The organism is Streptomyces sp. WZ-12 (assembly GCF_028898845.1).
Lineage (GTDB): Bacteria > Actinomycetota > Actinomycetes > Streptomycetales > Streptomycetaceae > Streptomyces.
On record NZ_CP118574.1, the window covers coordinates 6,446,899 to 6,471,380 of the forward strand.

The 24,482-nt window shown below is 72.3% G+C and carries 20 protein-coding genes; 16 read left to right on the forward strand and 4 right to left on the reverse strand.

Going from position 1 to position 24,482, the window contains the following annotated elements; all coding sequences use genetic code 11:
* Positions 1–132: 132 nt before the first annotated feature.
* From PV796_RS27880 to PV796_RS27895, 4 genes are all read right to left on the reverse strand, one after another.
* Positions 133–2,547, reverse strand: a complete 2,415-nt coding sequence (locus PV796_RS27880) for a transglutaminase family protein (RefSeq protein ID WP_274916146.1) — start codon at positions 2,545–2,547, stop codon at positions 133–135.
* Entirely contained in the window at positions 2,544–3,926 is a 1,383-nt protein-coding gene (locus PV796_RS27885) for a DUF58 domain-containing protein (RefSeq protein ID WP_274916147.1), read from the reverse strand. The genes PV796_RS27880 and PV796_RS27885 overlap by 4 nt, the downstream gene beginning before the upstream one ends.
* Complete coding sequence (locus PV796_RS27890; RefSeq protein WP_274916148.1) at positions 3,926–4,951, reverse strand: AAA family ATPase; 1,026 nt, start codon at positions 4,949–4,951, stop codon at positions 3,926–3,928. The genes PV796_RS27885 and PV796_RS27890 overlap by 1 nt, the downstream gene beginning before the upstream one ends.
* Before the next feature lie 259 nt (positions 4,952–5,210).
* Complete coding sequence (locus PV796_RS27895; RefSeq protein ID WP_274916149.1) at positions 5,211–5,768, reverse strand: beta-class carbonic anhydrase; 558 nt, start codon at positions 5,766–5,768, stop codon at positions 5,211–5,213.
* Between the two features lie 492 nt (positions 5,769–6,260).
* Between PV796_RS27895 and rsmH the strand changes: the two genes are divergently transcribed.
* The 16 genes from rsmH to PV796_RS27975 all read left to right on the forward strand — a co-directional run bounded on the left by rsmH (position 6,261) and on the right by PV796_RS27975 (position 24,343).
* Entirely contained in the window at positions 6,261–7,220 is a 960-nt protein-coding gene (gene rsmH, locus PV796_RS27900; RefSeq protein ID WP_274916150.1) for a 16S rRNA (cytosine(1402)-N(4))-methyltransferase RsmH, read from the forward strand.
* Entirely contained in the window at positions 7,217–7,840 is a 624-nt protein-coding gene (locus tag PV796_RS27905; RefSeq protein ID WP_274916151.1) for a septum formation initiator family protein, read from the forward strand. The genes rsmH and PV796_RS27905 overlap by 4 nt, the downstream gene beginning before the upstream one ends.
* A 105-nt stretch (positions 7,841–7,945) precedes the next feature.
* On the forward strand, positions 7,946–9,919 hold the full coding sequence (locus PV796_RS27910; protein WP_274916152.1) for a peptidoglycan D,D-transpeptidase FtsI family protein: 1,974 nt from the start codon (positions 7,946–7,948) through the stop codon (positions 9,917–9,919).
* Between the two features lie 18 nt (positions 9,920–9,937).
* On the forward strand, positions 9,938–11,677 hold the full coding sequence (locus tag PV796_RS27915; RefSeq protein ID WP_274916153.1) for a UDP-N-acetylmuramoyl-L-alanyl-D-glutamate--2,6-diaminopimelate ligase: 1,740 nt from the start codon (positions 9,938–9,940) through the stop codon (positions 11,675–11,677).
* Positions 11,678–11,739: 62 nt separating this feature from the next.
* On the forward strand, positions 11,740–13,182 hold the full coding sequence (locus PV796_RS27920; protein ID WP_274916154.1) for a UDP-N-acetylmuramoyl-tripeptide--D-alanyl-D-alanine ligase: 1,443 nt from the start codon (positions 11,740–11,742) through the stop codon (positions 13,180–13,182).
* A 5-nt stretch (positions 13,183–13,187) separates the two neighbouring features.
* Positions 13,188–14,252: a phospho-N-acetylmuramoyl-pentapeptide-transferase gene (gene mraY / locus PV796_RS27925; protein ID WP_274916155.1), complete on the forward strand. Its 1,065-nt coding sequence runs from the start codon at positions 13,188–13,190 to the stop codon at positions 14,250–14,252.
* Positions 14,249–15,700: a UDP-N-acetylmuramoyl-L-alanine--D-glutamate ligase gene (gene murD, locus PV796_RS27930; protein ID WP_274916156.1), complete on the forward strand. Its 1,452-nt coding sequence runs from the start codon at positions 14,249–14,251 to the stop codon at positions 15,698–15,700. Before mraY ends, murD begins: the two co-directional genes overlap by 4 nt.
* Before the next feature lie 58 nt (positions 15,701–15,758).
* Positions 15,759–17,111: a putative lipid II flippase FtsW gene (gene ftsW, locus PV796_RS27935; RefSeq protein WP_274916157.1), complete on the forward strand. Its 1,353-nt coding sequence runs from the start codon at positions 15,759–15,761 to the stop codon at positions 17,109–17,111.
* A 6-nt stretch (positions 17,112–17,117) separates the two neighbouring features.
* The gene (gene murG, locus PV796_RS27940) at positions 17,118–18,209 is read left to right on the forward strand and encodes an undecaprenyldiphospho-muramoylpentapeptide beta-N-acetylglucosaminyltransferase (RefSeq protein ID WP_274916158.1); all 1,092 of its coding nucleotides are present in this window, start codon (positions 17,118–17,120) and stop codon (positions 18,207–18,209) included.
* A 22-nt stretch (positions 18,210–18,231) separates the two neighbouring features.
* Positions 18,232–19,047 (forward strand): cell division protein FtsQ/DivIB, encoded by an 816-nt coding sequence (locus tag PV796_RS27945; protein ID WP_274916159.1) that lies wholly within the window; start codon positions 18,232–18,234, stop codon positions 19,045–19,047.
* Positions 19,048–19,335: 288 nt separating this feature from the next.
* Positions 19,336–20,577 carry a cell division protein FtsZ gene (ftsZ, locus tag PV796_RS27950; protein ID WP_274916160.1) on the forward strand — a complete coding sequence of 414 codons (1,242 nt, stop codon included), beginning with the start codon at positions 19,336–19,338 and terminating at the stop codon, positions 20,575–20,577.
* Positions 20,578–20,591: 14 nt separating this feature from the next.
* Positions 20,592–21,344, forward strand: coding sequence for a peptidoglycan editing factor PgeF (pgeF, locus tag PV796_RS27955; RefSeq protein ID WP_274916161.1), 753 nt, complete (start codon positions 20,592–20,594; stop codon positions 21,342–21,344).
* Complete coding sequence (locus PV796_RS27960) at positions 21,308–22,075, forward strand: YggS family pyridoxal phosphate-dependent enzyme (RefSeq protein WP_274916162.1); 768 nt, start codon at positions 21,308–21,310, stop codon at positions 22,073–22,075. Before pgeF ends, PV796_RS27960 begins: the two co-directional genes overlap by 37 nt.
* Positions 22,076–22,198: 123 nt before the next feature.
* Complete coding sequence (locus PV796_RS27965) at positions 22,199–22,819, forward strand: cell division protein SepF (RefSeq protein ID WP_274916163.1); 621 nt, start codon at positions 22,199–22,201, stop codon at positions 22,817–22,819.
* A 68-nt stretch (positions 22,820–22,887) separates the two neighbouring features.
* The gene (locus tag PV796_RS27970) at positions 22,888–23,181 is read left to right on the forward strand and encodes a YggT family protein (protein ID WP_039637383.1); all 294 of its coding nucleotides are present in this window, start codon (positions 22,888–22,890) and stop codon (positions 23,179–23,181) included.
* 49 nt (positions 23,182–23,230) lie between these two features.
* The gene (locus PV796_RS27975; protein ID WP_274916164.1) at positions 23,231–24,343 is read left to right on the forward strand and encodes a DivIVA domain-containing protein; all 1,113 of its coding nucleotides are present in this window, start codon (positions 23,231–23,233) and stop codon (positions 24,341–24,343) included.
* Positions 24,344–24,482 lie beyond the last annotated feature (139 nt).

The following is a 24,482-nucleotide window of genomic DNA, read 5'->3' on the forward strand; positions in this document are numbered from 1 at the left end:
CTCCGGCCCTCGTGCGCGTTGCGGTCGTCGACGCGTAGCGGTCGTCGCGGGGCGCGTACAGGGCGGGCGCGGCCGCCGGTTGGGAGCCGTACCGGGAATCCGGTGCGGTGTCGCCCCGGGCGCGGTCGGGCCCTAGGCCCGCTCGTTGCGTCGCCAGCCCGTCGTGCGCAGCGTGGTCGCCAGGCGTCGGGCCGTGGTTGCCGGGCGGCTGTTCCGGCAGCGCCGTCGCAGTGCGGACCAGCGGGACGCACCGGCCCAGCGGAGGCGGGCCGCGGAGCGCGGGGCGAACCGGGCGCGCAGGCGCAGTGCTCGGGGCGCGCCGTCCCGCAGGCCGGCGTGCACCAGCCGGACGTCCGCGGCGAGCCCGTCCGGCGGGGCTGGTTGCGGGGCGTAGAGGGCTTGCTCGACCGCTGTCGCGACCCGTCGGGCGGCGTCCGCGGCGTCGGGCTGTAGTTCCCCGATGCGAATGATCCGGGCGGCCGCCGAGCGCGGGGTCAGCGCCTCGTCCGGGACGATCCCGTAATCCCAGCCGGTGTCCAGCAGTTCCTGCCAGACGGCGAGGGTGTGCGCCGTCGGCTCGCTGCCCGGGGCGCCCGCCAGCCGTCGGGCGCGGGCCCGGCTCCGCCACAGCAGCGGGACCGTGGACAGCGTCACGAACACCAGCGCGGCCAGGGCGATCAGCGCGAGTGCCCAGGGCGCGGGGCCGCCGCCGGGCGGGGCGGTGGTCGATATCGAGACCCCGGCCGCGCAGCCGGAGGCCGTGCGCTGCTCGCCGGGGGCGCAGGACGGCGCCGCGGACGGCCCGGTGGCGGGCAGCTCGGACGGCGCGGGTGCCCGGTCCGGACCGCCGGTGCTGGTGGACTGCGCCGGGTCCGGGTACGCGTAGTCGGGGACGCTGCCGCGGCTCGGGGTCGGCTCGAAGCGGGTCCAGCCGACGCCCTGGAAGTACAGCTCGGGCCAGGCGTGCGCGTCCTTCAGCCCCACCGACGTGGTGCCGTCGGGCTGCCGGGTGCCCGGGGTGAAGCCGACCGCCACCCGGGCCGGGATGCCGAGCGTGCGGGCCATCGCCGCCATGGAGAACGAGAAGTGGACGCAGAAGCCCTCCTTGTCCGCCAGGAAGCGGGCGATCGCCTCGGAGCCGCTGCCGGCCCGGACCTCGGTGTTGTAGCTGAAGCCGCCGTAGAGCGCGAACCAGTCCTGGAGTTTGACGGCCTTGTCGTACGCGGTGCGGGCGCCGCGGGTGACCTGGCGGGCGGTGGTGCCGACGATGGCCGGGAGGGAGTCCGGAACCTTGGTGTACTCCTGCCGCAGGGCAGCGGGGGGCGGCGGGGCAGTGGCCAACTGGTGGGCGGTGGGCCGCACTTGGAGGCTCTCGACCTGGTACTGGAGGCCGTGGGTGTTCTGCCCGCGGTCGCCGACCAGGGTGCGGCCCTCGGGCTCGAAGCGCCAACGGCCGGGGAGGTCGACCTTGTCCGCCGGGTAGGGCAGCGGCAGCCAGTTCTGGGCGTACCACGGGGCGGTGGAGATGGAGGTGTTGATCCGGGTGACGGACACGTCGGAGCTCAGGCCGGGCGGCCGGGGCAGCTCGGCGGGGACGTCGGTGACGGTGCGTTCGGAGGGCTTCCAGGCCGTGCCGTCGAACTGGTCCAGGGCGACGATCCGCAGATACATCTCGCGGGTGTCGGCCGCGGTGGTGCGGTAGTTGAGGACCTCGCGGTCCTCCGGCTGGTTGAGGCTGTCCTGGAGCGAGACCAGTGGGTTCACCGCGGAGATGGTGCCGCCCCCGCCGCCGGGGCCGGCGCCGCCCGGGGCCGGGCCGAGCAGCCCGCCGCTCAGGGACGGCAGCGCGGCGGGCACCAGCAGCGCGATGCCCAGCGACAGCACGCCGATCCGACGGCCCGCACGGACCCGGATCCGGCCGCCGTCGGAGTCTCCCGGCCGGCGCGCCGGCGGGCCGCCGAAGACCCGGCCCCACTGGGAGAGTCGGTCGCGGCCCTCGGCCAGCAGGAGCAGGAGGTAGCCGGCGGCGGCCACCAGGAACCACAGCCAGCCCGAGCCGCCCTGGGACAGTCCTGCGGCCACCGAGTACAGCGCGAGCAGTGGCAGGCCGGCGGGCGCGGCGCTGCGGTAGGTGACCGCCAGCGCGTCCACCACCAGGCCGATCAGCAGTACCCCGGAGACCAGCAGCAGCTTGATGCCGGGGGTGACCGGGGCCGGGATGGCGTACCGGCCGACGTCCCGGGCCCCGTCCTGCGCCAGTTCGACGAGGGCGGTGACGGCGTCCGGGCCCGGCAGCAGCCCGGCCAGCGCCTGGCCGCGGGCGAACACCGCCGTCAGCAGCAGCACGGCCGCCAGCGCCTGCGCGGCGACGGTCAGCGGGCGGGCCAACGGGACCCGCCGGGCCAGTGCGCCCACCGCCGTCACCAGCGCCAGCAGCAGCGCCGCCTGGAACAGCCAGGTGACCGGGTCCACCAGCGGCAGCAGCGCGCAGCCGGCGCACAGCGTCGCCGCCATCGCCGCCAGTGCCAGCCGCGCCCGCCCGCTCATGCGTCCGCCCCACTTCGCTCGGTGTCGCCGGCTCCGCCCTGCCCCGGGACGGCCCCGGCCGGTGCTGTCTCCGACTGGCCCGCCGCCCGCCACAGATCGGCCAGGGCGACCCCCGGCCCGACCGGCAGCGCCGTCCAGCCCGCCGCCCGCAGCATCCGCAGCCGCTCGGCGACCGGGGGTCCGCCGGGGGAGAGGCGTATCCCGCCGGGCCCGCGGGACCAGGCGTCGCCGTCCAGGACGAAGGCGACGGCGATGGTGCTGCGCCGGCGGATCCGGCCGACCAGTGCGGCCTGTTCCTCGTCCAACGCGCCGAAGAAGGCGATCAGTAGACCCTCCGCGCCCTCCCGCAGCGCCTCGTACGCCGCCGTGAAACCCGCCGCGTCGGAGTGCTCCACGACGGCGAGGCTGTCCAGCAGCAGGCCCGCGGTGTCGGAGGACTCGCCGCCGGCGAAGCCGCCGCCCGCCGGGCCGGGCACCGTGCTTCCGGTGTCGGTCAGCAACCGCACGGCGTAGCCGCGCTCCAGGAGGTGCAGCGCGGTCGAGGCGGCGCCGGCCACCGCCCATTCGAAGGCCGAGTCGGGCCCGGAGCCGTGATGCGCGACGGCCCGGGTGTCCAGCAGGATCGTGCAGCACGCCTTCCGCGGCTGCTCCTCGCGGCGCACCATCAGCTCGCCGTGCCGGGCCGTGGAGCGCCAGTGCACCCGGCGCAGGTCGTCGCCGTGGCGGTAGCCGCGGGGGATGATGTCGTCCTCGCCGGCCAGCGCGAGCGAGCGGTGGCCGCCGTCGCCGTACCCGGCGGCCTCGCCGGCCAGCCGGACCGGCGGCAGCGGCTCGACGCGCGGCACCACCGTCAGGGTGTCGAACGCCGTGAAAGCGCGGGTCAGTTCGCACATGCCGAACGGGTCGGTCAGCCGGAGCTGCAACGGTCCCAGCGGATAACGGCCGCGCAGATCGGACCGGACGCGGTAGGACACCTCGCGGCTGCCGCCGGGCTCGACCCGGTCCAGGACGAAGCGCGGGCGGGGCCCGAGGACGTAGGGGACACGGTCCTGGAGCATCAGGACGCCGGTGGGCAGCCGGGCGACGTTCTCCACCCGGAGGCGGACCCGGGACTCGGCCGCCGCCGGCACCCGGGCGGGCGCGAGCGTGCGGCTGCCCGCGACGCGGTAGCGGGTGCGGTGCAGCACCAGGACGCACACCAGCGGCAGCGCGGCCAACAGCAGCCCGACCCGGAGGAGTTCCGCCTGGCCGAGGAGGTAGGCGCAGGCCGCGGCGGCCAACCCGGCCGCCAGGAACGACCGCCCGCGGGTCGTCAGCCCCCCGAGGGCGGCGCGCAGCCCGCCCGGCTCCCGCGTGACACCGCTCCCCCCGCCGGCCATCACAACCCCCGTACGCCGGGCGGCTGCTGGCCGCGGGCAGGCTGCCGCCACTGCGGAGCGGCCGCGTCCGGGACCGGGGTGCGCCCGACGATCTCCAGCACCACCTGCTCGGTGGTGCGGCGGTTCAACTGGGCCTGGGCGGTGGGCAGCAGCCGGTGCGCGAGCACCGCCACCGCCAGCGACTGGACGTCGTCCGGCAGCGCGAACTCCCGCCCGGCCAGGGCCGCCGCGGCCTTCGCGGCGCGCAGCAGGTGCAGCGTCGCCCGGGGCGAGGCGCCGAGCCGCAGATCGGGGTGGTTGCGGGTGGCCGCAACGAGGTCGACGGCGTACCGCCGCACGGCCTCGGCGACATGGACGCCCCGCACCGCCTCGGCCAACTGCACGATCTCGTGGGCGTGCGTCACTGGGCGCAGCCGCTCCAACGGGGAGGCGCCGCCGTGCACATCGAGCATCTGCAGCTCGGCGGCCGGGCTGGGATAGCCGATCGACACCCGGGCCATGAAGCGGTCCCGTTGGGCCTCGGGGAGCGGGTAGGTGCCCTCCATCTCGACCGGGTTCTGCGTCGCGACGACCATGAAGGGGCTGGGCAGGTCGTAGGTCTGCCCGTCCATGGTGACCTGGCGCTCCTCCATCGACTCCAGCAGCGCCGACTGGGTCTTGGGGGAGGCGCGGTTGATCTCGTCGCCGATCACGATCTGGGCGAAGATCGCGCCGGGCTTGAACTCGAAGTCCCGCCGCTGCTGGTCGTAGACGCTGACGCCGGTGATGTCCGACGGCAGCAGGTCGGGGGTGAACTGGATGCGCCGGACCGAGCAGTCGATGGACTTGGCCAGCGCCTTGGCGAGCATCGTCTTGCCGACGCCGGGCACGTCCTCGATGAGCAGGTGTCCCTCGGCCAGGAGGACGGTCAGCGCGAGCCGTACGACCTCCGGCTTGCCCTCGATCACGCCCTCCACCGACCGGTGCACCCGCCCGACGGTGGTGGTCAGATCGGCAAGGCTCGCTCGTTCGTCATACGTCGTCACTCGGCCCTCCTCGGCCCCTCCCCGGGTGGCCGCCGCCCCCTCGATGGACCCGGCCCTCCCCGCGTGCGCGCCGCGGCCGGCTGCGGCCGCGGCGACGTCACCTAGGCATTCTTGCCGCCCGCGCGGCCTCGCGTCATGACCTGTGGATAACTCGCACCGTTCAAGCCCGGCCAACCGGACAAGTCCGGCTAGCCGGGCGCGAAAAGGAGGGGAGAGGAGGGTTGGATCCGCCGCCGGCCGCGGCGGATCCCGCCGCAGGTCAGTCCCGCGGATCGATCTCGCGCAGCAGACCCGTCGTCACGTCGAACACGAATCCGCGGACGTCGTCGGTGTGCAGCAGGAACGGCGAGGTGCGCACCCGCTGCATGGACTGCCGGACGTCCTCGTCGAGGTCCTTGAACGCCTCGACCGCCCAGGTGGGCCGCTGGCCGACCTCGGCCGCCAGCTCGTGCCGGAAGTCCTCGGTGAGGCTGAGCAGACCGCAGTTGGTGTGGTGGATGAGAACGACCGACCGCGTGCCCAGGGCACGCTGACTGATCGTCAGGGAGCGGATGATGTCGTCCGTCACCACACCGCCGGCGTTGCGGATGGTGTGGCAGTCGCCGAGTTCCAGCCCCAGCGCGGCGTGCAGGTCGAGTCGGGCGTCCATGCACGCCACGACGGCGACCTTGAGGACCGGCCGGGCGTCCATCCCGGGGTCGGTGAAGGCGGCGGCGTAGCGCCGGTTCGACGCGACGAGACGGTCGGTGACCGTACCGGTGGCGGTGGGGGCGCTGTCGGCGGACGGGGGCAGCGGCTGCGACGCAGGTATGGGCATGGATTCACGGTAATCGCTCATGGTTGCTTCAGCCCCTCCTGTAGGTGGGCGTAGGGGGCAACATCACACCTCGTGAGGCGGTCCATAGGGTTGGACGTCCCCGTAGAAAGCGGGAGGAAACCTCCGGGAGCACCGTGCGGGGGACGCGCGGAACCAGTTGATTGACCGGGAGGGCAGGTGGACTAAAGTGGCGCGAAGTGGGAGGCGTGACGCTCTCCTCGGATCCTTCGATCCCTCGCGTGCGTGACCGTACGTACGGTTCGGCCTCCTCCCGCTCCACCGGTCATCCGACGTCACTTCCCCGTCGCCGGAGGGCCACTTCCCCTTCAGAGCGGGCGGGGACCAAGCGGTACGTGCGGCATCCCCCAGCCAACGGCCGGGGACCCACCTGCCGCCCACCATCGGAAGGCATATGAGCGAGCGCAGCGAGCGAATCAGGAAGAGGTGCGCGCTCTGCGACGGCAGGCCCGCTGAGCGAAGCGAGGCTGGCGCATGAGCAGTAATACCCGCCACGTACCCGTCATGCTCCAGCGGTGTCTGGACATGCTCGCCCCCGCGCTCACCGAGCCCGGTGCGGTCGTCGTCGACTGCACCCTCGGGCTCGGCGGGCACAGCGAGGCGCTGCTCACCACGTTCCCCGAGGCCCGCCTGGTCGCGCTGGACCGCGACCCGTCGGCGCTCCGGCTGGCGGGGGAGCGGCTGGCCCCCTACGGGGAGCGCGCCACCCTGGTGCACGCGGTCTACGACGAGCTCCCCCAGGTCCTCGACCGGCTCGGGCTGCCCCGGGTCCAGGCCGTCCTGTTCGACCTCGGGGTCTCCTCCATGCAGCTCGACGAGGCCGACCGCGGCTTCGCCTACGCCCAGGACGCCCCGCTCGACATGCGGATGGACCAGACGACCGGCATCAGCGCCGCCGAGGTCCTCAACACCTACCCGCCCGGTGAGTTGGTGCGGATCCTGCGCTCCTACGGGGAGGAGAAGCAGGCCAAGCGGATCGTCGCGGCGGTGGTCCGGGAGCGGGACAAGGAGCCGTTCTCCACCAGCGCGCGGCTGGTCGAGCTGATCCGGGACGCGCTGCCGCAGGCCGCCAAGCGCACCGGCGGCAACCCGGCCAAGCGGACCTTCCAGGCGCTGCGCATCGAGGTCAACGGCGAGTTGGCGTGCGTCGAGCGGGCCATCCCGGCCGCGGTGAAGTCGCTCGCGGTGGGTGGCCGGATCGCCGTGCTGTCGTACCAGTCGCTGGAGGACCGGCTGGTCAAGCAGGTCTTCGCGGCCGGCGCCAGCAACACCGCGCCGCCCGGCCTGCCGGTCGTCCCCGAGCGCTACCAGCCCCGCCTGAAGCTGCTGACCCGCGGCGCCGAGCTCCCCACCGAGGAGGAGATCGCCGAGAACCGGCGCGCGGCCCCCGCCCGGCTGCGCGGCGCCGAGCGCATCCGCGAGGACATCGCATGACCCGGCAGGGGGGCCGGTCGCGCGGCAGAGGGCGCCTGGCCGCGCTGCTGCCCGCCGCCCCCCGCTCCGGCACCGCCGCGCGCACGCCGTTCGTGCTGCTCGTCGTGGTGCTGCTGGGCTCCGGGCTGATCTCCCTGCTGCTGCTCAACTCGGCGCTCAACCAAGGGTCGTTCGAGCTGAGCAGGCTGGAGCGGAAGACCGGCGAGCTGACGGACGAGCAGCAGGCGCTCCAACAGGAGGTGGACGGCTACTCCGCACCGGACGCGCTGGCGCGGCGGGCCCGCAAGCTGGGCATGGTGCCCGGCGGCAACCCGGCGTTCCTGATGCCGGACGGCACCGTCCGCGGCGTGCCGGGCCCGGTCTCGTCCACCGAGAGCCCGCTGTCCGCGTCGGCCGGGCCGCTGCCGCTCGGCCCGGAGGGCACCCGGCCCACGGACCCCGGGCCCACCCCGGCGGCCACGGCCCCGCCGCCCCCACCGCAGCCCGTACGGGCCCCGGTCGGGCCGCTCGCGCCCAGTACGCCGGGCGTCCCGTCGTCCCCGGGACCGCTGGCCACGCCCGCGGCGCCCGCCTCCGTCCTCATGCCCGACTCGCCCACCCCGTCGGCCCCCGGCAGGTGATCCCGTGACGCCCGAACCCGCACTCCGCGGCCGCAGTTCCCACGCCGCGCCCGGTCGGCCGCCCGGCGCCGCGCCGTGCCCCGCGCGCGCCCGGGGGAGAGCGGCATGAGCACGCCCCGGGACCCCCGTCGCGTTCCGCGCCCGGCCCGGTCCGGCGGCCGCCCGCCGGCCCGTCGCCCCGGTACGCCCAAGCCGCCCGCGGCCCGCCGTCCCGCCGGAGCGGGCCGCCTCCGGCAGCTCGGCGGCCCCCTGCGGCCGGTCAACCCGCGTCCCCGGCTGCGCCTGGTCGCGCTGGCGCTGACGCTGGTGATGCTGGCCTTCGTCGTCCGGCTGGTGCAGGTGCAGGGCGTGGACGCCGCGGCCTACGCCGCCAAGGCCAACGAGAACCGCTACGTCCCGGTCAAACTCGCCGCCGAGCGCGGCGCGATCACCGATCGCAACGGCGTGGACCTCGCCACCACCGTGGACGCCTACGACATCACCGCCGACCCGAGCCTGCTGGCGCCCGACAAGACCAAGGTCAAGGACGGCCCGCAACGGGCCGCCGCGCTCCTCGCGCCGCTCCTCGGCGAGTCCCGGGAGACCCTGGCCGCCAAACTGGACCGCCCCGACTCCCGTTACGTCCTGCTCGCCCGGCAGCGCACCCCCCAGGTCTGGAAGCAGATCAAGGACCTCCGCAAGCAGTTGGACGCCAAGGCGGCCGCCGCCCCCAAGAGCGCACCCCGCCCCAACGTCCTGGTCGGGGTCTTCGCCGACAAGCACCGCAAGCGCGTCTACCCGAACAGTCAACTCGCCGCCGGCGTCCTGGGCTTCATGAACAGCGCCGGCAAGGGGGCCGGCGGCCTGGAGGCCCAGCTCAACAAGGAGTTGGCCGGCACGGACGGCAAGCTGGTCTACGCCCAGTCCGGCGGCCGCCGGGTGCCCAACGCCGACACCCAGGAGCACCCCGCCGTACCCGGCACCGACGTGCAGTTGACCCTCGACAGCGACATCCAGTGGGCGGCCCAGAAGGCCATCAGCGAACAGGTCGACAAGTCCGGGGCCGACCGCGGCTACGTCGTCGTCCAGGACACCCGCACCGGCCAGATCCTGGCGCTCGCCAACGCGCCCGGCTTCGACCCCAACGACCTGTCCAAGGCCAGTCCGGACGCGCTGGGCAACCCGGCCCTCACCGATGCCTTCGAACCGGGCTCCACCAGCAAGCTGATGACCATGGCGGCCGTCCTGGAGGAGGGCGCGGCCACCCCGTACACCCGGGTCACCGTGCCCAACCGGCTGCACCGCGGCGACCGGTTGTTCTCGGACGACATCGACCACGAGACCTGGCACCTCACGCTCAACGGCGTGCTCGCCAAGTCCAGCAACATCGGCACGATCCTGGCCGCCGGCCAACTGGGCACCACCCAGCCGCAGGCCAACCAGGTCCTCTACTCCTACCTGCGGAAGTTCGGCATCGGCCGGCCCACCGGGCTCAACTTCCCCGGCGAGACCGACGGCATCCTGGCCAAGCCGCAGAGCTGGAACACCTCGCAGCAGTACACGATCCCGTTCGGCCAGGGGCTCTCCCTCAACGCCGTCCAGGCCGCCTCCGTCTACTCCACGATCGCCAACGGCGGCGAGCGGATCGCCCCGACCCTCGTCCGCGGCACCACCGGACCGGACGGCCACTACACCCCGGCCCCCGAGCCCGCGCACAACCGGGTGGTGAGCAAGAAGACGGCCGACACCCTGGCCACCATGCTGGAGTCGGTGGTGACCGACGAGGAGGGCACCGGGGCCAAGGCGAAGATCGACGGCTACCGGGTCGGCGGGAAGACCGGCACCTCCAACCGGGTGGACCCCAAGACCGGCCGCTACCACGGCTACACCGCCTCCTTCGCCGGCTTCGCGCCCGCCGACAAGCCCCGCATCACCGTCTACTGCGCCGTGCAGAACCCCAAGCAGGGCAGCTACTTCGGAGGCCAGGTCTGCGGCCCGATCTTCCAGCAGGTCATGACGTTCGCACTGAAGACGCTCCAGGTGCCCCCGACCGGTGTGCAGCCGCCGCGACTGCCGGTCACGTTCAAGCCAGGCGAATGAAATCGAGGCAACACCGCCGTGACGACCATCACCCCTGACGGCCCGCAACTACCCGGCGACAGAGCCCCGGCGAAGCCCTCACTTCGCCCCGAGCCCGTTCTGCCCGGTACGCTCACCGCCGTGTCACAAGCTGATCAGTCCCCCAAAAACCAAGCAGCGGAGAAGGGCGGCCCCGGCAGATATCCGGGTGCGCCGCGCCCCGAGGAGGTTCGCCCCACCCCTCTGGCGGACCTCGCGTCGCTGCTCGCGCTCCCGCTCCCGGACGGCGCCGAGGCGGTCCAGGCCACCGGCATCACCCACGACTCCCGTGCGGTCCGCCCCGGTGACGTCTACGCCGCGCTGCCCGGTGCCCGCCTGCACGGCGCCGACTTCGTCGCCCAGGCCGCCGACCTCGGTGCCGCCGCGATCCTGACCGACCCGACGGGCGCCGAGCGCGCCGCCGCGACCGGCCTGCCGGTCCTGGCCGTCGACAACCCGCGGGCCCGGATGGGCGCCCTGGCCGTCTCGATCTACGGGGCGCCGGGCGAGGACCTCCTCCAGATCGGCATCACCGGCACCTCCGGCAAGACCACCACCGCCTACCTCATCGAGGGCGGCCTCCGGGCCGCCGCCGCGAAGGCCGGCGACGGGGGGCTGACCGGCCTGATCGGCACCGTCGAGTCCCGGATCGGCGACGAGCGGCTGAAGTCCGAGCGGACCACCCCCGAGGCCACCGACCTCCAGGCGCTGTTCGCGGTGATGCGCGAGCGCGGCGTCCGCTCGGTCGCCATGGAGGTCTCCAGCCACGCGCTGGTGCTCGGCCGGGTCGACGGCTGCGTCTTCGACGTCGCGATCTTCAACAACCTCAGCCCGGAGCACATGGAGTTCCACTCCGGCATGGAGGACTACTTCCAGGCCAAGGCGCAGTTGTTCACCAAGGCGCGCAGCAAGGCCGGCGTGGTCAACCTCGACGACGAGTACGGCCGTCGGCTGGCCGCCGGCGAGTCCGAGGTCCCGGTCACCACGTTCTCCGCCGAGGGGCACCCGGACGCGGACTGGCGCGCCGCCGACGTCGAGGTCGGCGCGCTCGGCTCGACGTTCACCGTGCACGGCCCCGAGGGCGTGACGCTGCGCGCCGCCTCCCCGATCGCCGGTCCGTTCAACGTCTCCAACGCGCTCGCCGCCATCACGGCCCTGGCCGTCGCCGGCGTGGACCCGCAGACCGCGGCCGACGGCGTCGCCGCGGTCCCCGGCGTCCCCGGTCGCCTGGAGCGCGTGGACGTCGGCCAGCCCTACCTGGCGGTCGTGGACTACGCGCACAAGACCGACGCCGTCGAATCGGTTCTGCGCGCCCTGCGCAAGGTCACCACCGGCAAGGTGCACGCCGTCCTCGGCTGCGGTGGCGACCGCGACAAGCAGAAGCGGATGCCGATGGGCGCAGCGGTCGCCCGGCTCGCCGACACCGCCGTGCTGACCTCCGACAACCCCCGCTCCGAGGACCCCCTCGCGATCCTCGCCACCATGCTCGCGGGCGCCGCCGAGGTGCCCGTCCACGAACGCGGCACCGTCCTCGTCGAAGAGGACCGGGCCGCCGCCATCGACGCCGCCGTCGCCCGCGCCGAGCCCGGCGACACCGTGATCGTCGCGGGCAAGGGCCACGAACAGGGCCAGGACATCGCCGGAGTGGTCCGCTCCTTCGACGACCGTCAGGTGCTGCGCGAGGCGATCGTGAAGGCACAGCAGTCGCAGCACTCACAGCAGCCGAACCACCAGGGATGACACAACGCCATGCGCGCACAATCCTCTTGTTGGCACCTCCTGCACGGCTCCGGGGGTGACCTGTGATCTCCCTGTCCCTCGCCGAGATCGGACGCATCGTCGGCGGGCAGCAGCACGACATACCGGACCCGGACCGCGAGGTCACCGGGCCGGTCGTCTCGGACTCCCGAGCGGTCCGGTCGGGTGGCTTGTTCGTTGCGTTCGCCGGTGAGCGCGTCGACGGCCACGACTTCGCCGCCGGCGCCGTGGAAGCCGGTGCGGTGGCCGTCCTCGCGGCCCGCCCGATCGGCGTCCCGGCGATCGTCGTCGATGACGTCGTCGCAGCTCTCGGCGCGCTCGCCCGCGCCGTCGTGGAGAAGTTGGGCACCACCGTCGTCGGTCTGACCGGCTCGGCCGGCAAGACCAGCACCAAGGACCTGATCGCCCAGCTGCTCCAGCGGCACGGCCCGACGGTGTGGCCGGAAGGCAACCTCAACAACGAGATCGGGCTGCCGCTCACCGCGCTGCGCGCCGACGCCACCACCCGGCACCTCGTCCTGGAGATGGGCGCCCGGGGAGTCGGCCACATCCGCTACCTCGCCGAGCTCACCCCGCCCCGCATCGGCGTGGTCCTCAACGTCGGCACCGCGCACCTCGGCGAGTTCGGCGGCCGCGAGCAGATCGCGCAGGCCAAGGGCGAACTCGTCGAGTCGTTGCCCGCGGCCGCGGACGGCGGCGTGGCGGTGCTCAACGCCGACGACCCGTACGTCCGCGCCATGGCGTCCCGCACCACGGCCCGCACGATCCTCTTCGGCGAGTCCGCGGAGGCCGACGTCCGCGCCGAGAACGTCCGGCTCATCGGCCTCGGACAGCCCGCCTTCACGCTTCACACACCCTCCGGGTGCAGCGATGTGACCATGCGGCTGTACGGTGAGCACCACGTGTCGAACGCGCTCGCCGCGGCCGCCGTCGCCCATGAGATGGGCATGCCCGTAGACGAGATCGCCACCGCGCTCTCCGAAGCCGGCACGCTCTCCCGCTGGCGGATGGAGGTCACCGAGCGCGCGGACGGCGTGACGGTCGTCAACGATGCCTACAACGCGAACCCCGAGTCCATGCGAGCTGCGCTGCGTGCGCTGGTCGCCATGGGCACCGCCGGCAGGGCACAGGGGGGCCGGACGTGGGCGGTGCTCGGTGAGATGGCCGAGCTGGGCGGGGAGTCGCTCGCCGAACACGACGCGGTCGGGCGGCTGGTCGTCCGGCTCAACGTCAGCAAGCTCGTGGCGGTCGGCGGCAGGGAAGCGGCCTGGCTCGACATGGGCGCCAAGAACGAGGGTTCGTGGGGTGAGGAGTCGGTGCACGTGTCCGACACGCGGGCGGCGATCGACCTGTTGCGCAGGGAGCTGCGACCGGGAGACGTCGTGCTGGTGAAGGCATCCAGGTCGGTCGGTCTGGAGCGGGTGGCCGCGGCATTGCTGGACGGCGAGGCCGGTTGCGGCACTGAGGGCGGGGCCGCTTCCCGATGAACTCCATGAAGCAGATCCTCTTCTCCGGAACGATCGGGCTCTTCCTGACCCTGATCGGCACCCCGCTGCTGATCAAGCTGCTGGCCAAGAAGGGGTACGGGCAGTTCATCCGCGATGACGGCCCGCGCACCCACGGCAGCAAGAAGGGCACGCCCACCATGGGCGGCATCTCCTTCATCCTGGCCACGATCATCGCCTACGCCCTGACGAAGGTGATCACCTCCAGCGACCCGACGTTCTCCGGCGTCCTGGTGCTCTTCCTCTTCGCGGGCATGGGCCTGGTCGGCTTCCTCGACGACTACATCAAGATCGTCAAACAGCGGTCGCTGGGCCTGCGGGCCAAGGCGAAGATGGCCGGCCAGTTGATCGTCGGCATCGCCTTCGCGGTGCTCTCGCTCCAGTTCGCCGACCTGCGCGGCGCCACCCCGGCCTCCGACCGGCTCTCCTTCACCCAGGACTTCGGCTGGCAGATCGGCCCGGTGCTCTTCGTCATCTGGGCGCTGTTCATGATCCTGGCGATGTCCAACGGCGTGAACCTCACCGACGGCCTGGACGGCCTGGCCACCGGCGCCTCGGTGATGGTCTTCGGCGCGTACACCTTCATCGGCATCTGGCAGTACCAGGAGTCCTGCGCCAACCTGCCCACCGCGGGCCCCGGTTGCTACGAGGTGCGCGATCCGCTCGACCTCGCGGTGGTCGCCTCGGCCCTGATGGGCGCGTGCTTCGGCTTCCTGTGGTGGAACACCTCGCCGGCCAAGATCTTCATGGGCGACACCGGTTCGCTGGCCCTCGGCGGCGCGCTCGCCGGCCTGGCGATCTGCTCCCGGACCGAGCTGCTGCTCGCCGTCCTGGGCGGCCTGTTCGTGCTGATCACTATGTCCGTGGTCATCCAGGTCGGTTCGTTCCGGATGACCGGCAAACGGGTCTTCCGGATGGCGCCACTCCAGCACCACTTCGAACTCAAGGGGTGGTCCGAAGTCCTTGTGGTGGTCCGGTTCTGGATCATCCAGGGCATGTGCGTGATCGTCGGCCTGGGCATCTTCTACGGCGGTTGGCAGGCGGCGAAGTGACCGGGTACGACCCGCGCGAGCCCCGGGACTTCGCCGGCCGGCACCTCACCGTGGCCGGCCTCGGCGTGAGCGGCGTCCCCGCCGCCCGCGCCCTGGCCGGCCTCGGCGCCCACGTCACCGTCGTCAACGGCAGCGACGGCGAACGCGAACGGGCCCAGGCCGCCGAGCTGGAGGCGCTCGGGATCACGGTTCGGCTCGGCGACGGGGAGACCCTCCCCGAGGGCACCGAGGCGATCGTGACCTCCCCCGGGTGGAAGCCCACCAGCCCGCTCTTCCTGGCGGCCGAGCGGGCCGGCGTCCCGGTGTGGGGCGACGTCGAACTGGCCTGGCGGCTGCGCGGCCCGAACGCCGCGGCCTGGTTGGCGGTCACCGGCACCAACGGCAAGACCACCACCGTCCGGATGCTGGCCTCGATCCTGACCGCGGCCGGTCTGCGCACCGCCGCGGTCGGCAACATCGGCGTCCCGCTGGTCGACGTGGTGCTCGGCGAGGGCCGCGACGAGGAGAGCTCCTACGACGTCCTCGCCGTCGAGCTCTCCAGCTACCAGTTGCACTGGGCCCCGTCCGTACGGGCGCACTCCGCGGCCGTGCTCAACCTCGCCCCGGACCACCTGGACTGGCACGGCTCCATGGAGGCGTACGCCGCCGACAAGGGCCGGATCTACGAGGGCAACACCGTCGCCTGCGTCTACAACGCGGCCGACCCGGCGACCGAGGACCTGGTCCGCGCGGCCGACGTCGAGGAGGGCTGCCGGGCGATCGGCTTCACCCTCGGCACCCCCGGCCCGTCCCAACTGGGCGTCGTCGAGGGCCTCCTCGTCGACCGGGCCTTCGTCGAGGACCGGCACCGGCAAGCCCAGGAGCTCGCCGAGGTCTCCGACGTGGTGCCGGCCGCGCCGCACAACATCGCCAACGCGCTGGCCGCCGCGGCGCTGGCCCGCGCCTTCGGCGTCCCGGCCGCCGCGGTGCGCGAGGGGCTGCGGGCCTTCCGCCCGGACGCCCACCGCATCCAGCACGTCGCCGACGTCGCCGGCGTCGCCTACGTCGACGACTCCAAGGCCACCAACACCCACGCCGCCGAGGCGTCGTTGGCGGCGTACGAGCACATCGTGTGGATCGCCGGCGGCCTGGCGAAGGGCGCCACCTTCGACGAGCTGGTGCGCACCGCCGCCGGGCGGCTGCGCGGGGCGGTGCTGATCGGCGCCGACCGGGCGCTGATCCGCGAAGCGCTGGCGCGACACGCCCCCGATGTCCCGGTTGTCGACCTTGACCGGACCGACACTGGGGCGATGTCCGAGGCGGTCCGGGAGGCGGCCCGCCTCGCCGGTCCCGGCGACACCGTGCTGCTGGCCCCGGCCTGCGCCTCGATGGACATGTTCGTCAATTACAACAAGCGGGGCGAGGCGTTCGCCGCCGCGGTGGGCGACCTGGCCGCCGCGGGTCACTAGCCCGCTTCTCCCCGCTGCCGTCGTCACCGCGGCGAGCGCACCTGTGGAGGGGACGAGGATGACCGCCCGATCGGCGAAACCGGCGCGGCCGCGCCCGGTACGTCGGACCCCCGCGAAGGCGCGCACCGCGCGGGCCGGCCGGACCCCGGCCGGCCCGCGCGGGTTCTACGTCCGGGCCAAGCGGGCCTGGGACCGCCCGTTGACGGCCTATTACCTCATCCTCGGCGCCCCCCTGTTGATCATCGTCCTGGGACTGGTGATGGTCTACTCGGCCTCCCAGATCAAGGCGCTCCAGTCCGGACTGGCCCCGTCGTACTTCTTCCGCAAGCAGTTGCTGGCCGCCGCCCTCGGGGGCGGACTCCTGCTGTTCGCCTCCCGGTTGCCGGTGCGCCGGCACCGGGCGCTGGCCTACCCGCTGCTCGCCGGCTCGATGTTCCTGCTGTGCCTGGTGGCCGTCCCGGGCATCGGCGTCTCGGTCAACGGCAACCAGAACTGGCTGAGCCTGGGCGGCCCCTTCCAGGCGCAACCCAGCGAGTTCGGCAAGCTGGCGCTCGTGCTGTGGGCCGCCGACCTGCTCGCCCGTAAAGAGGAGAAGAAGCAACTGACGCAGTGGAAGCAGTTGCTGGTTCCCCTGACGCCGGTGACTTTTCTCCTGCTCGGGCTGATCATGCTCGGCGGCGACATGGGCACCACGGTCATCCTGACCGCGATCCTCTTCGGCCTGTTGTGGTTGGCCGGCGCCCCGACCCGGTTGTTCGCGGGGGTGTTGGGCGCAGCCGCGCTGCTCAGCGCGCTGTTGATCAAGATCAGCGCCCACCGGATGTCCCGACTGGCGTGCATCGGCGCCACCGATCCGGGCCCCGGCGACCAGTGCTGGCAGGCCGTGCACGGCATCTACGCGCTGGCCTCCGGCGGACTCTTCGGTTCCGGCCTCGGGGCGAGTATGGAAAAATGGGGAGAACTCCCTGAACCGCACACCGACTTCATCTTCGCCATCACCGGGGAGGAACTGGGCCTGGCGGGGACGCTGTCGGTGCTCGCCCTCTTCGCGGCTCTAGGCTATGCGGGTATCCGCGTGGCCGGACGCACGGAGGACCCCTTCGTACGGTACGCAGCGGGTGGCGTGACCACCTGGATCATGGCCCAGGCTGTGATCAACATCGGTGCGGTGCTCGGCCTGTTGCCGATCGCCGGTGTCCCGCTCCCGCTGTTCTCCTATGGAGGCTCCGCCCTGCTGCCGACGATGTTCGCCGTCGGGCTGCTGATCGCCTTCGCGCGTGACGAGCCCGCCGCGCGGGCGGCGTTGACGGCGCGGTCGGCGCGGAAGCCAGTGTCCGGCAGGAAACCGGCCGGGGTGAGTTGGAAGACGATGAGACGGCGCGTTAAGAGGCGGCCGTCCGGAGAGCGGTGAATTTCGGTGCATGTCGTACTCGCCGGTGGGGGGACCGCCGGCCACATCGAGCCCGCGCTCGCCCTCGCGGACGCCCTGCGGAGGCAGGACCCGACCGTGGGGATCACGGCCCTCGGCACGGAACGCGGCCTGGAGACCCGGCTGGTCCCCGAGCGCGGCTACGAGCTCGGCCTCATCCCGGCGGTACCGCTGCCCCGCAAGCCCACCCCCGAACTGATCACCGTCCCCGGGCGGCTGCGCGGCACGATCAAGGCCGCCGAGCAGATCCTGGAGCGCACCAAGGCGGACTGCGTCGTCGGCTTCGGCGGCTATGTGGCGCTGCCCGGCTATCTGGCCGCCAAGCGGCTCGGGGTGCCGATCGTCGTCCACGAGGCCAACGCCCGCCCCGGCCTGGCCAACAAGATCGGTTCGCGGTACGCGACGTACGTCGCGGTCAGCACCCCGGACAGCAAGCTGCGCGGCGCCCGTTACGTGGGCATCCCGCTGCGCCGCTCGATCGCCACCTTGGACCGGGCCGCGGTCCGACCCGAGGCGCGCGCCGCGTTCGGGCTCGACCCCAACTTGCCGACGCTGTTGGTGTCCGGCGGTTCCCAGGGCGCCCGCCGGCTCAACGAGGTCGTCCAGGCCGCCGTGCCGGTGCTCCAGCGCTCCGGCATCCAGGTGCTGCACGCGGTCGGCCCGAAGAACGAACTGCCGCACGTGGACAACATGCCGGGAATGCCCCCCTATATCCCGGTACCGTACGTGGACCGGATGGATCTCGCGTACGCCGCGGCCGACATGATGCTCTGCCGCGCGGGCGCGATGACCGTCGCCGAGCTGTCCGCCGTCGGGCTGCCGGCCGCCTTCGTCCCGCTGCCCATCGGCAACGGCGAACAGCGGCTCAACGCCCAGCCGCTGGTCAACGCCGGCGGTGGCCTGCTGGTCGACGACGCCCAGTTGACCCCGGATTGGGTGCAGGACAACGTGCTTCCCGTCCTGAGCGATCCGCACCGGCTGTACGAGATGTCCCGCGCGGCCTCGGAGTTCGGCCGTCGGGACGCCGACGAGCTGCTGGTCGGCATGGTGCACGACGCGATCGAGCAACGCCGCAAGTAGCGGACGAGGGAAGGCGGAGAGCGTGGCCGGACCGACCACCGCCAAGCGCGGCACCAAGAAGTCGACGTCCGGCCCGCGCCCTTCGCCGTCCTCCGGCGGGCGGCGCTTCCGGTTGCCGCGCCCGCGACTGCGCCGGCCGGGCCGTCGCGGTGTGATCATCATCGCGGTACTCGCCGTGCTGCTCGGCGGGTTCGGGGCCTGGGCGGTCTACGGCTCCAACTGGCTGAGGTTGGAACGGGTACGGGTCACCGGCACCGACGTGCTCACCCCCCAACAGGTGGTCGCCGCGGCGTCCGCCCCCATAAACGCACCGCTGGCCTCCGTGGACACCGATGCGGTCGAACGCCGGCTGCTCGCCCGGCTTCCGCGCCTCAAGAGCGTTGCTGTGACCCGGTCCTGGCCGCACACGCTCGGTCTCGAAGTGACCGAAAGGGCGCCGAAACTGCTGCTGGAAACGGACGGGAAGTTCGCCGAAGTGGACGACGAGGGCGTCCGATTCGGCACCGTGACCCGCGCGCTCAAGGGTGTTCCGCTTCTGAAGATGACCGTTTCGGATTCCCCGAGTTCCGCACGTTTCGGAACCGGTCGTTTGCTGCGCGCCGCGGTCACCGTCGCCCAGGACCTTCCGGCCGCCGTCCGCAAGGACGTTCGCGCCCTCAGGGTCCGCTCCTACGACTCCATCACCCTCGAACTCGCAGGTGACCGCACGGTGATGTGGGGCAGCCGTGAACAGGGCGCCGAGAAGGCGAAGGTGCTGGCCGCGCTGCTGAAGGCCGCGCGTGACGCGCGCCACGTCGACGTCTCGGTCCCCAGCGCGCCCGCGGTGTCCGGGAGTTGACGTACCGCGTCGCAGGCCAGCACCCTGGATGGCTACGACTATGGGTGATCACATAGGGTGAAAAGAAAAACGGGAGGTTCGGCGTGTTCGTTGAACGCGCGCACCTTGTCGACTTAGTGTCTCGTTCCAAAGGGACCGTGGAACCAGGAACACAGGCACGGTAACCGTAACCCTAAACTTCAGGGTTAGGGTTCGGGTCGGCGAAGACGGACCACCCCTTCGGCATCAGTCGGCGTCCACACGCAATGTGCGGCGACGACACGTAAATCGAGGCGAGAGGCCTTCGACGTGGCAGCACCGCAGAACTACCTCGCAGTCATCAAGGTCGTCGGGATCGGCGGCGGTGGCGTGAACGCCATCAACCGGATGATCGAGGTCGGGCTCAAGGGCGTCGAGTTCATCGCGATCAACACCGATGCGCAGGCGTTGCTGATGAGCGACGCCGACGTCAAGCTCGACGTCGGCCGCGAGATGACGCGCGGACTCGGCGCCGGCGCCAACCCGGACGTGGGCCGCAAGGCGGCCGAGGATCACCGCGAGGAGATCGAGGAGGTCCTCAAGGGGGCCGACATGGTCTTCGTGACCGCGGGTGAGGGCGGCGGGACCGGCACCGGCGGTGCCCCGGTCGTCGCCAACATCGCCCGCTCGCTGGGCGCCCTGACGATCGGTGTGGTCACCCGCCCGTTCACCTTCGAGGGCCGCCGTCGCGCCAACCAGGCCGAGGACGGCATCGCGAGCCTTCGCGAAGAGGTCGACACCCTCATCGTGATCCCCAACGACCGTCTGCTGTCCATCTCGGACCGCCAGGTGAGCGTGCTCGATGCGTTCAAGTCCGCGGACCAGGTGCTGCTGTCGGGTGTCCAGGGCATCACCGACCTGATCACCACTCCGGGTCTCATCAACCTCGACTTCGCCGACGTCAAGTCCGTGATGTCCGAGGCCGGATCGGCGCTGATGGGCATCGGCTCGGCGCGCGGCGACGACCGCGCGGTGGCCGCGGCGGAGATGGCGATCTCCTCGCCGCTGCTGGAGGCCTCGATCGACGGCGCCCGCGGTGTGCTGCTCTCCATCTCCGGCGGTTCCGACCTCGGTCTCTTCGAGATCAACGAGGCGGCCCAACTGGTCAGCGAGGCCGCGCACCCCGAGGCCAACATCATCTTCGGCGCGGTCATCGACGACGCGCTGGGCGACGAGGTCCGGGTCACCGTCATCGCCGCGGGCTTCGACGGCGGTCAGCCGCCGGCCCGGCGCGATGCGCAGCAGGCCACCATGCCGGCTCCCAAGCGCGAGGAGCCCGCCCCGGCGCCGGCCCGCCCGACCGCCCCGCCGGTCGAACCGCCGCGCACCGCACCGTCGTTCGGCGGTCTCGGCGCGGTCCCGCCGATCCGGGACGAGGCCCCGGCGCAGTCCGACTCCCCGTCGCTGGGCGAGGTCCCCGCCCCGCCGACCGGCGGCCCGTCGGTTCCCCCGGCCCGTCCGTACTCGGACGCCGCGGCCGAGGAGCTGGACGTTCCCGACTTCCTGAAGTGATGTAAAGCACCGACGTGATAGGGCAACAGCACCACGTGAGCGGCGCGCACTTCGCCTTCACCGACAGGTGGGGCGGGGTGAGCGCCGCTCCGTATGAGCAGCTCAATCTGGGCGGCGCGGTCGGCGACGACCCCGCCGCCGTGCGGACCAACCGCGCCCGCGCCGCGGAGGCGCTGGGCCTCGACCCGGCCGATGTGGTCTGGATGAACCAGGTCCACGGCCGGGACGTGGCGGTGGTCGACGCGCCATGGACGGAGGGTGACGCCCCGCCCGTGGACGCGGTGGTGACGTCCCGTCGGGGACTCGCACTGGCCGTGCTGACCGCGGACTGCACCCCGGTCCTGCTCGCCGACCCGGTCGCCGGGATCGCGGGCGCCGCGCACGCCGGCCGGCCGGGCCTGGTCGCCGGGGTCGTGCCGGCGCTCGTCGCCGCCATGACCGAACGGGGCGCGGAGCCCTCCCGGATCCTCGCGCACACCGGACCCTCGGTCTGCGGGGGTTGCTACGAGGTGCCCGAGGAGATGCGCGCGGAGGTCGCCGCGGTGGTGCCCGAGGCGTGGGCGACCACGTCCTGGGGCACGCCGTCGGTGGACGTCACCGCCGGAGTCCGCGCCCAACTGGCCGCGGCCGGCGTCCAGTTGCGTCCGCAACCGCAGCCGTGTACCCGGGAGTCGACGGACCACTTCTCGTACCGGCGCGACCGCACCACCGGGCGGTTGGCGAGCTACGTATGGCTCGGGGGCGCCCCCGGAGAGGCGGCGCTGTGACCGACGACCGCAGAACGCAACTGGCCGACAACCTGGCGCGGGTGGAGGATCGTATCTCCACGGCCTGTGCCAAGGCCGGCCGGGCACGTGACGAGGTCTCGCTGATCGTCGTCACCAAGACCTACCCCGCGAGCGACGTCCGACTGCTCGCGGAGTTGGGGGTGCGTCAGGTCGCGGAAAACCGCGATCAGGAAGCGGCACCGAAGGCGGCCGAATGTGCTGATTTGCCGCTGACTTGGCACTTCGTCGGTCAGTTGCAGACCAACAAGGTGCGCTCGGTGGCCCGTTACGCGGGGGTCGTCCAGTCCGTCGACCGGCCGCGGTTGGCGACCTCGCTCGCCAAGGAGGCGGTCCGTTCCGGGCGTGAACTGGGTTGCCTGATCCAGGTGGCGTTTGATGTGGAGTCAGTTGCCGACGGCCGGATGACCGGTGACCGCGGCGGGGTGGCGCCGGAGGGCGTCGCCGAGCTCGCCGAGGTGATCGCCGCCTCCCAAGGGCTGCGCCTGGACGGCCTGATGACGGTCGCGCCGCTGGCCGGACCGTATGCCGGACGCCAACAGGCCGCTTTCGAGCAGCTCATGGAAATCTCATCCGACCTGCGCGCGAACCATCCTGCTGCCACCATGGTGTCGGCAGGGATGAGTGCGGACCTCGAAGACGCGGTGGCTGCCGGGGCGACACATGTACGCATCGGCACCGCGGTACTCGGAGTCCGACCACGGCTCGGGTAACGTCGCCAAGCAAGTCGGACCACAGCACAAAATATGGTCATTCCCGCAGGACGCGGGCAGGCCGAGTGGATCCAAGGCCCCTGGTGACGGAGCCGATCCACCACAGAGCGGAGGACGCAGAGAATGGCCGGCGCGATGCGCAAGATGGCGGTCTACCTCGGCCTCGTGGAGGACGATGGGTACGACGGCCGGGGGTTCGACCCCGACGACGAGTTCGAGCCCGAGCTTGACCCGGAGCACGATCGGGGGCGGCGGCAACAGCACCAAGTGCAGCCCGAGACACGCCCGGAGAGGGAGGAACCGGTCCGCGCCGCAACCCCTCCCGCGCCGCGTGAACCCGCCCCGCTCGCCGCGGAAAGCGGACGACCCGCGCGTATCGCCCCCGTGGCATCCATCACACCCGAACGTCCGAACCTGGAGAAGAACGCACCGGTGATCATGCCCAAAGTTGTGTCCGAGCGGGAGCCTTACCGCATCACCACACTGCACCCCCGGACCTACAACGAAGCCCGTACCATCGGGGAACACTTCCGTGAGGGCACTCCGGTGATCATGAATCTCACGGAGATGGACGACACGGACGCGAAGCGACTTGTCGACTTTGCGGCCGGGTTGGTCTTCGGACTGCACGGGAGCATTGAGCGGGTAACGCAGAAGGTGTTCCTGTTGTCGCCTGCTAACGTCGATGTCACGGCGGAGGACAAGGCCCGTATCGCAGAGGGCGGGTTCTTCAACCAGAGCTGAGACGCACCACTTGGGCACACCAGGCCGTAAGGTCGTAACGCAGGAGCAAGGGGAGAGGGAAGCGCGAGATGAGTGTCGCTGGTCAGGTGATCTACATCGCGCTGTACTGCTTTCTGATTCTGCTGATCTTCCGACTGGTGATGGACTATGTCTTCCAGTTCGCCCGCTCATGGCAACCCGGCAAGGCGATGGTGGTGATTCTTGAGGCCACCTACACTGTCACCGATCCGCCACTCAAACTTCTGCGGCGGGTCATTCCGCCGCTGCGTCTCGGGGGCGTGGCGCTCGACCTGTCCTTCTTCGTATTGATGATCATCGTGTACATCCTGATCACCGTCGTGAGGTCGGTGTTGTTGGTGTGAACGATACGGTCTTGCCGATTGCCGACGACTACGTTGAGGTGAAGTAGAGATGCCGTTGACCCCCGAGGACGTGCGGAACAAGCAGTTCACGACCGTCCGCCTTCGAGAAGGCTATGACGAGGACGAGGTCGATGCCTTCCTCGACGAGGTCGAGGCCGAACTGACCCGCCTGCTGCGGGAGAACGAGGACCTGCGCGCCAAGTTGGCCGCCGCGACTCGGGCCGCCGCGCAGAACCAGCAGCAGGGTCTGCGCAAGGGGCCCGACCAGCAGGAGCAACAGCAGCCGCCGCAGCGGCCTGGGGCCCCGGTGCCCGCCGCCATATCCGGTCCGCAGCCGGTTCCGCCGCAGCAGCAGGGGATGGGTGGCCCGCCCCAACTGCCCGGTGGTGCACCGCAGCTGCCTCCCGGTCCCGGTGGCCACGGTCCCGGTCCGCAGGGCCCGCACGGTCCCGGCCCGATGGGCCAGGGCGGCCCGCTGGGCGGTCCGATGGGCGGCCCCGGGCAGCAACTGCCGCAGCCGGCCCAGCAGCAGGGCGGCCCCGGTGGTGACAGCGCGGCCCGCGTGCTGTCGTTGGCGCAGCAGACCGCCGACCAGGCGATCGCGGAGGCCCGTTCCGAGGCCAACAAGATCGTCGGCGAGGCGCGCAGCCGTGCCGAGGGCCTGGAGCGGGACGCCCGCGCCAAGGCCGATGCGCTGGAGCGGGACGCGCAGGAGAAGCACCGTGTGGCGATGGGCTCGTTGGAGTCGGCCCGCGCGACGCTGGAGCGCAAGGTCGAGGACCTGCGCGGCTTCGAGCGCGAGTACCGCACCCGTCTGAAGTCGTACCTGGAGAGCCAGCTTCGCCAGTTGGAGAACCAGTCCGACGACTCGCTGGCCCCGCCGCGGACCCCGGCCGCTCCCTCGCTGCCGCCGTCCCCGTCGATGGCGTCGGCCGGTGCGGGCACCATGGGCGGCAACCACACCATGGGGGGCGGCCCGTCGATGGGCGGTAACCACTCCATGAGCAGCCCGTCCAGCGGCGGTCCGTCCTACGGCGGTCAGCAGCAGATGTCGCCGGCGATGACGCAGCCGATGGCGCCGGTGCGGCCGCAGGGGCCGTCGCCGATGCAGCAGACGCCGTCGCCGATGCGCGGCTTCCTCATCGACGAGGACGACAACTAGCCACGGCGCCCGACGCCGGGAACGGCGCGCGGAGTCGGCAATCAGGGCCGGGCCCCGAGGGAACTCCCTCGGGGCCCGGCCCTGTTCGTGGTGTGTGCGGTGCGCACGCCGTGGTGTTCGCCGGCGTAGTCCGCGCAGG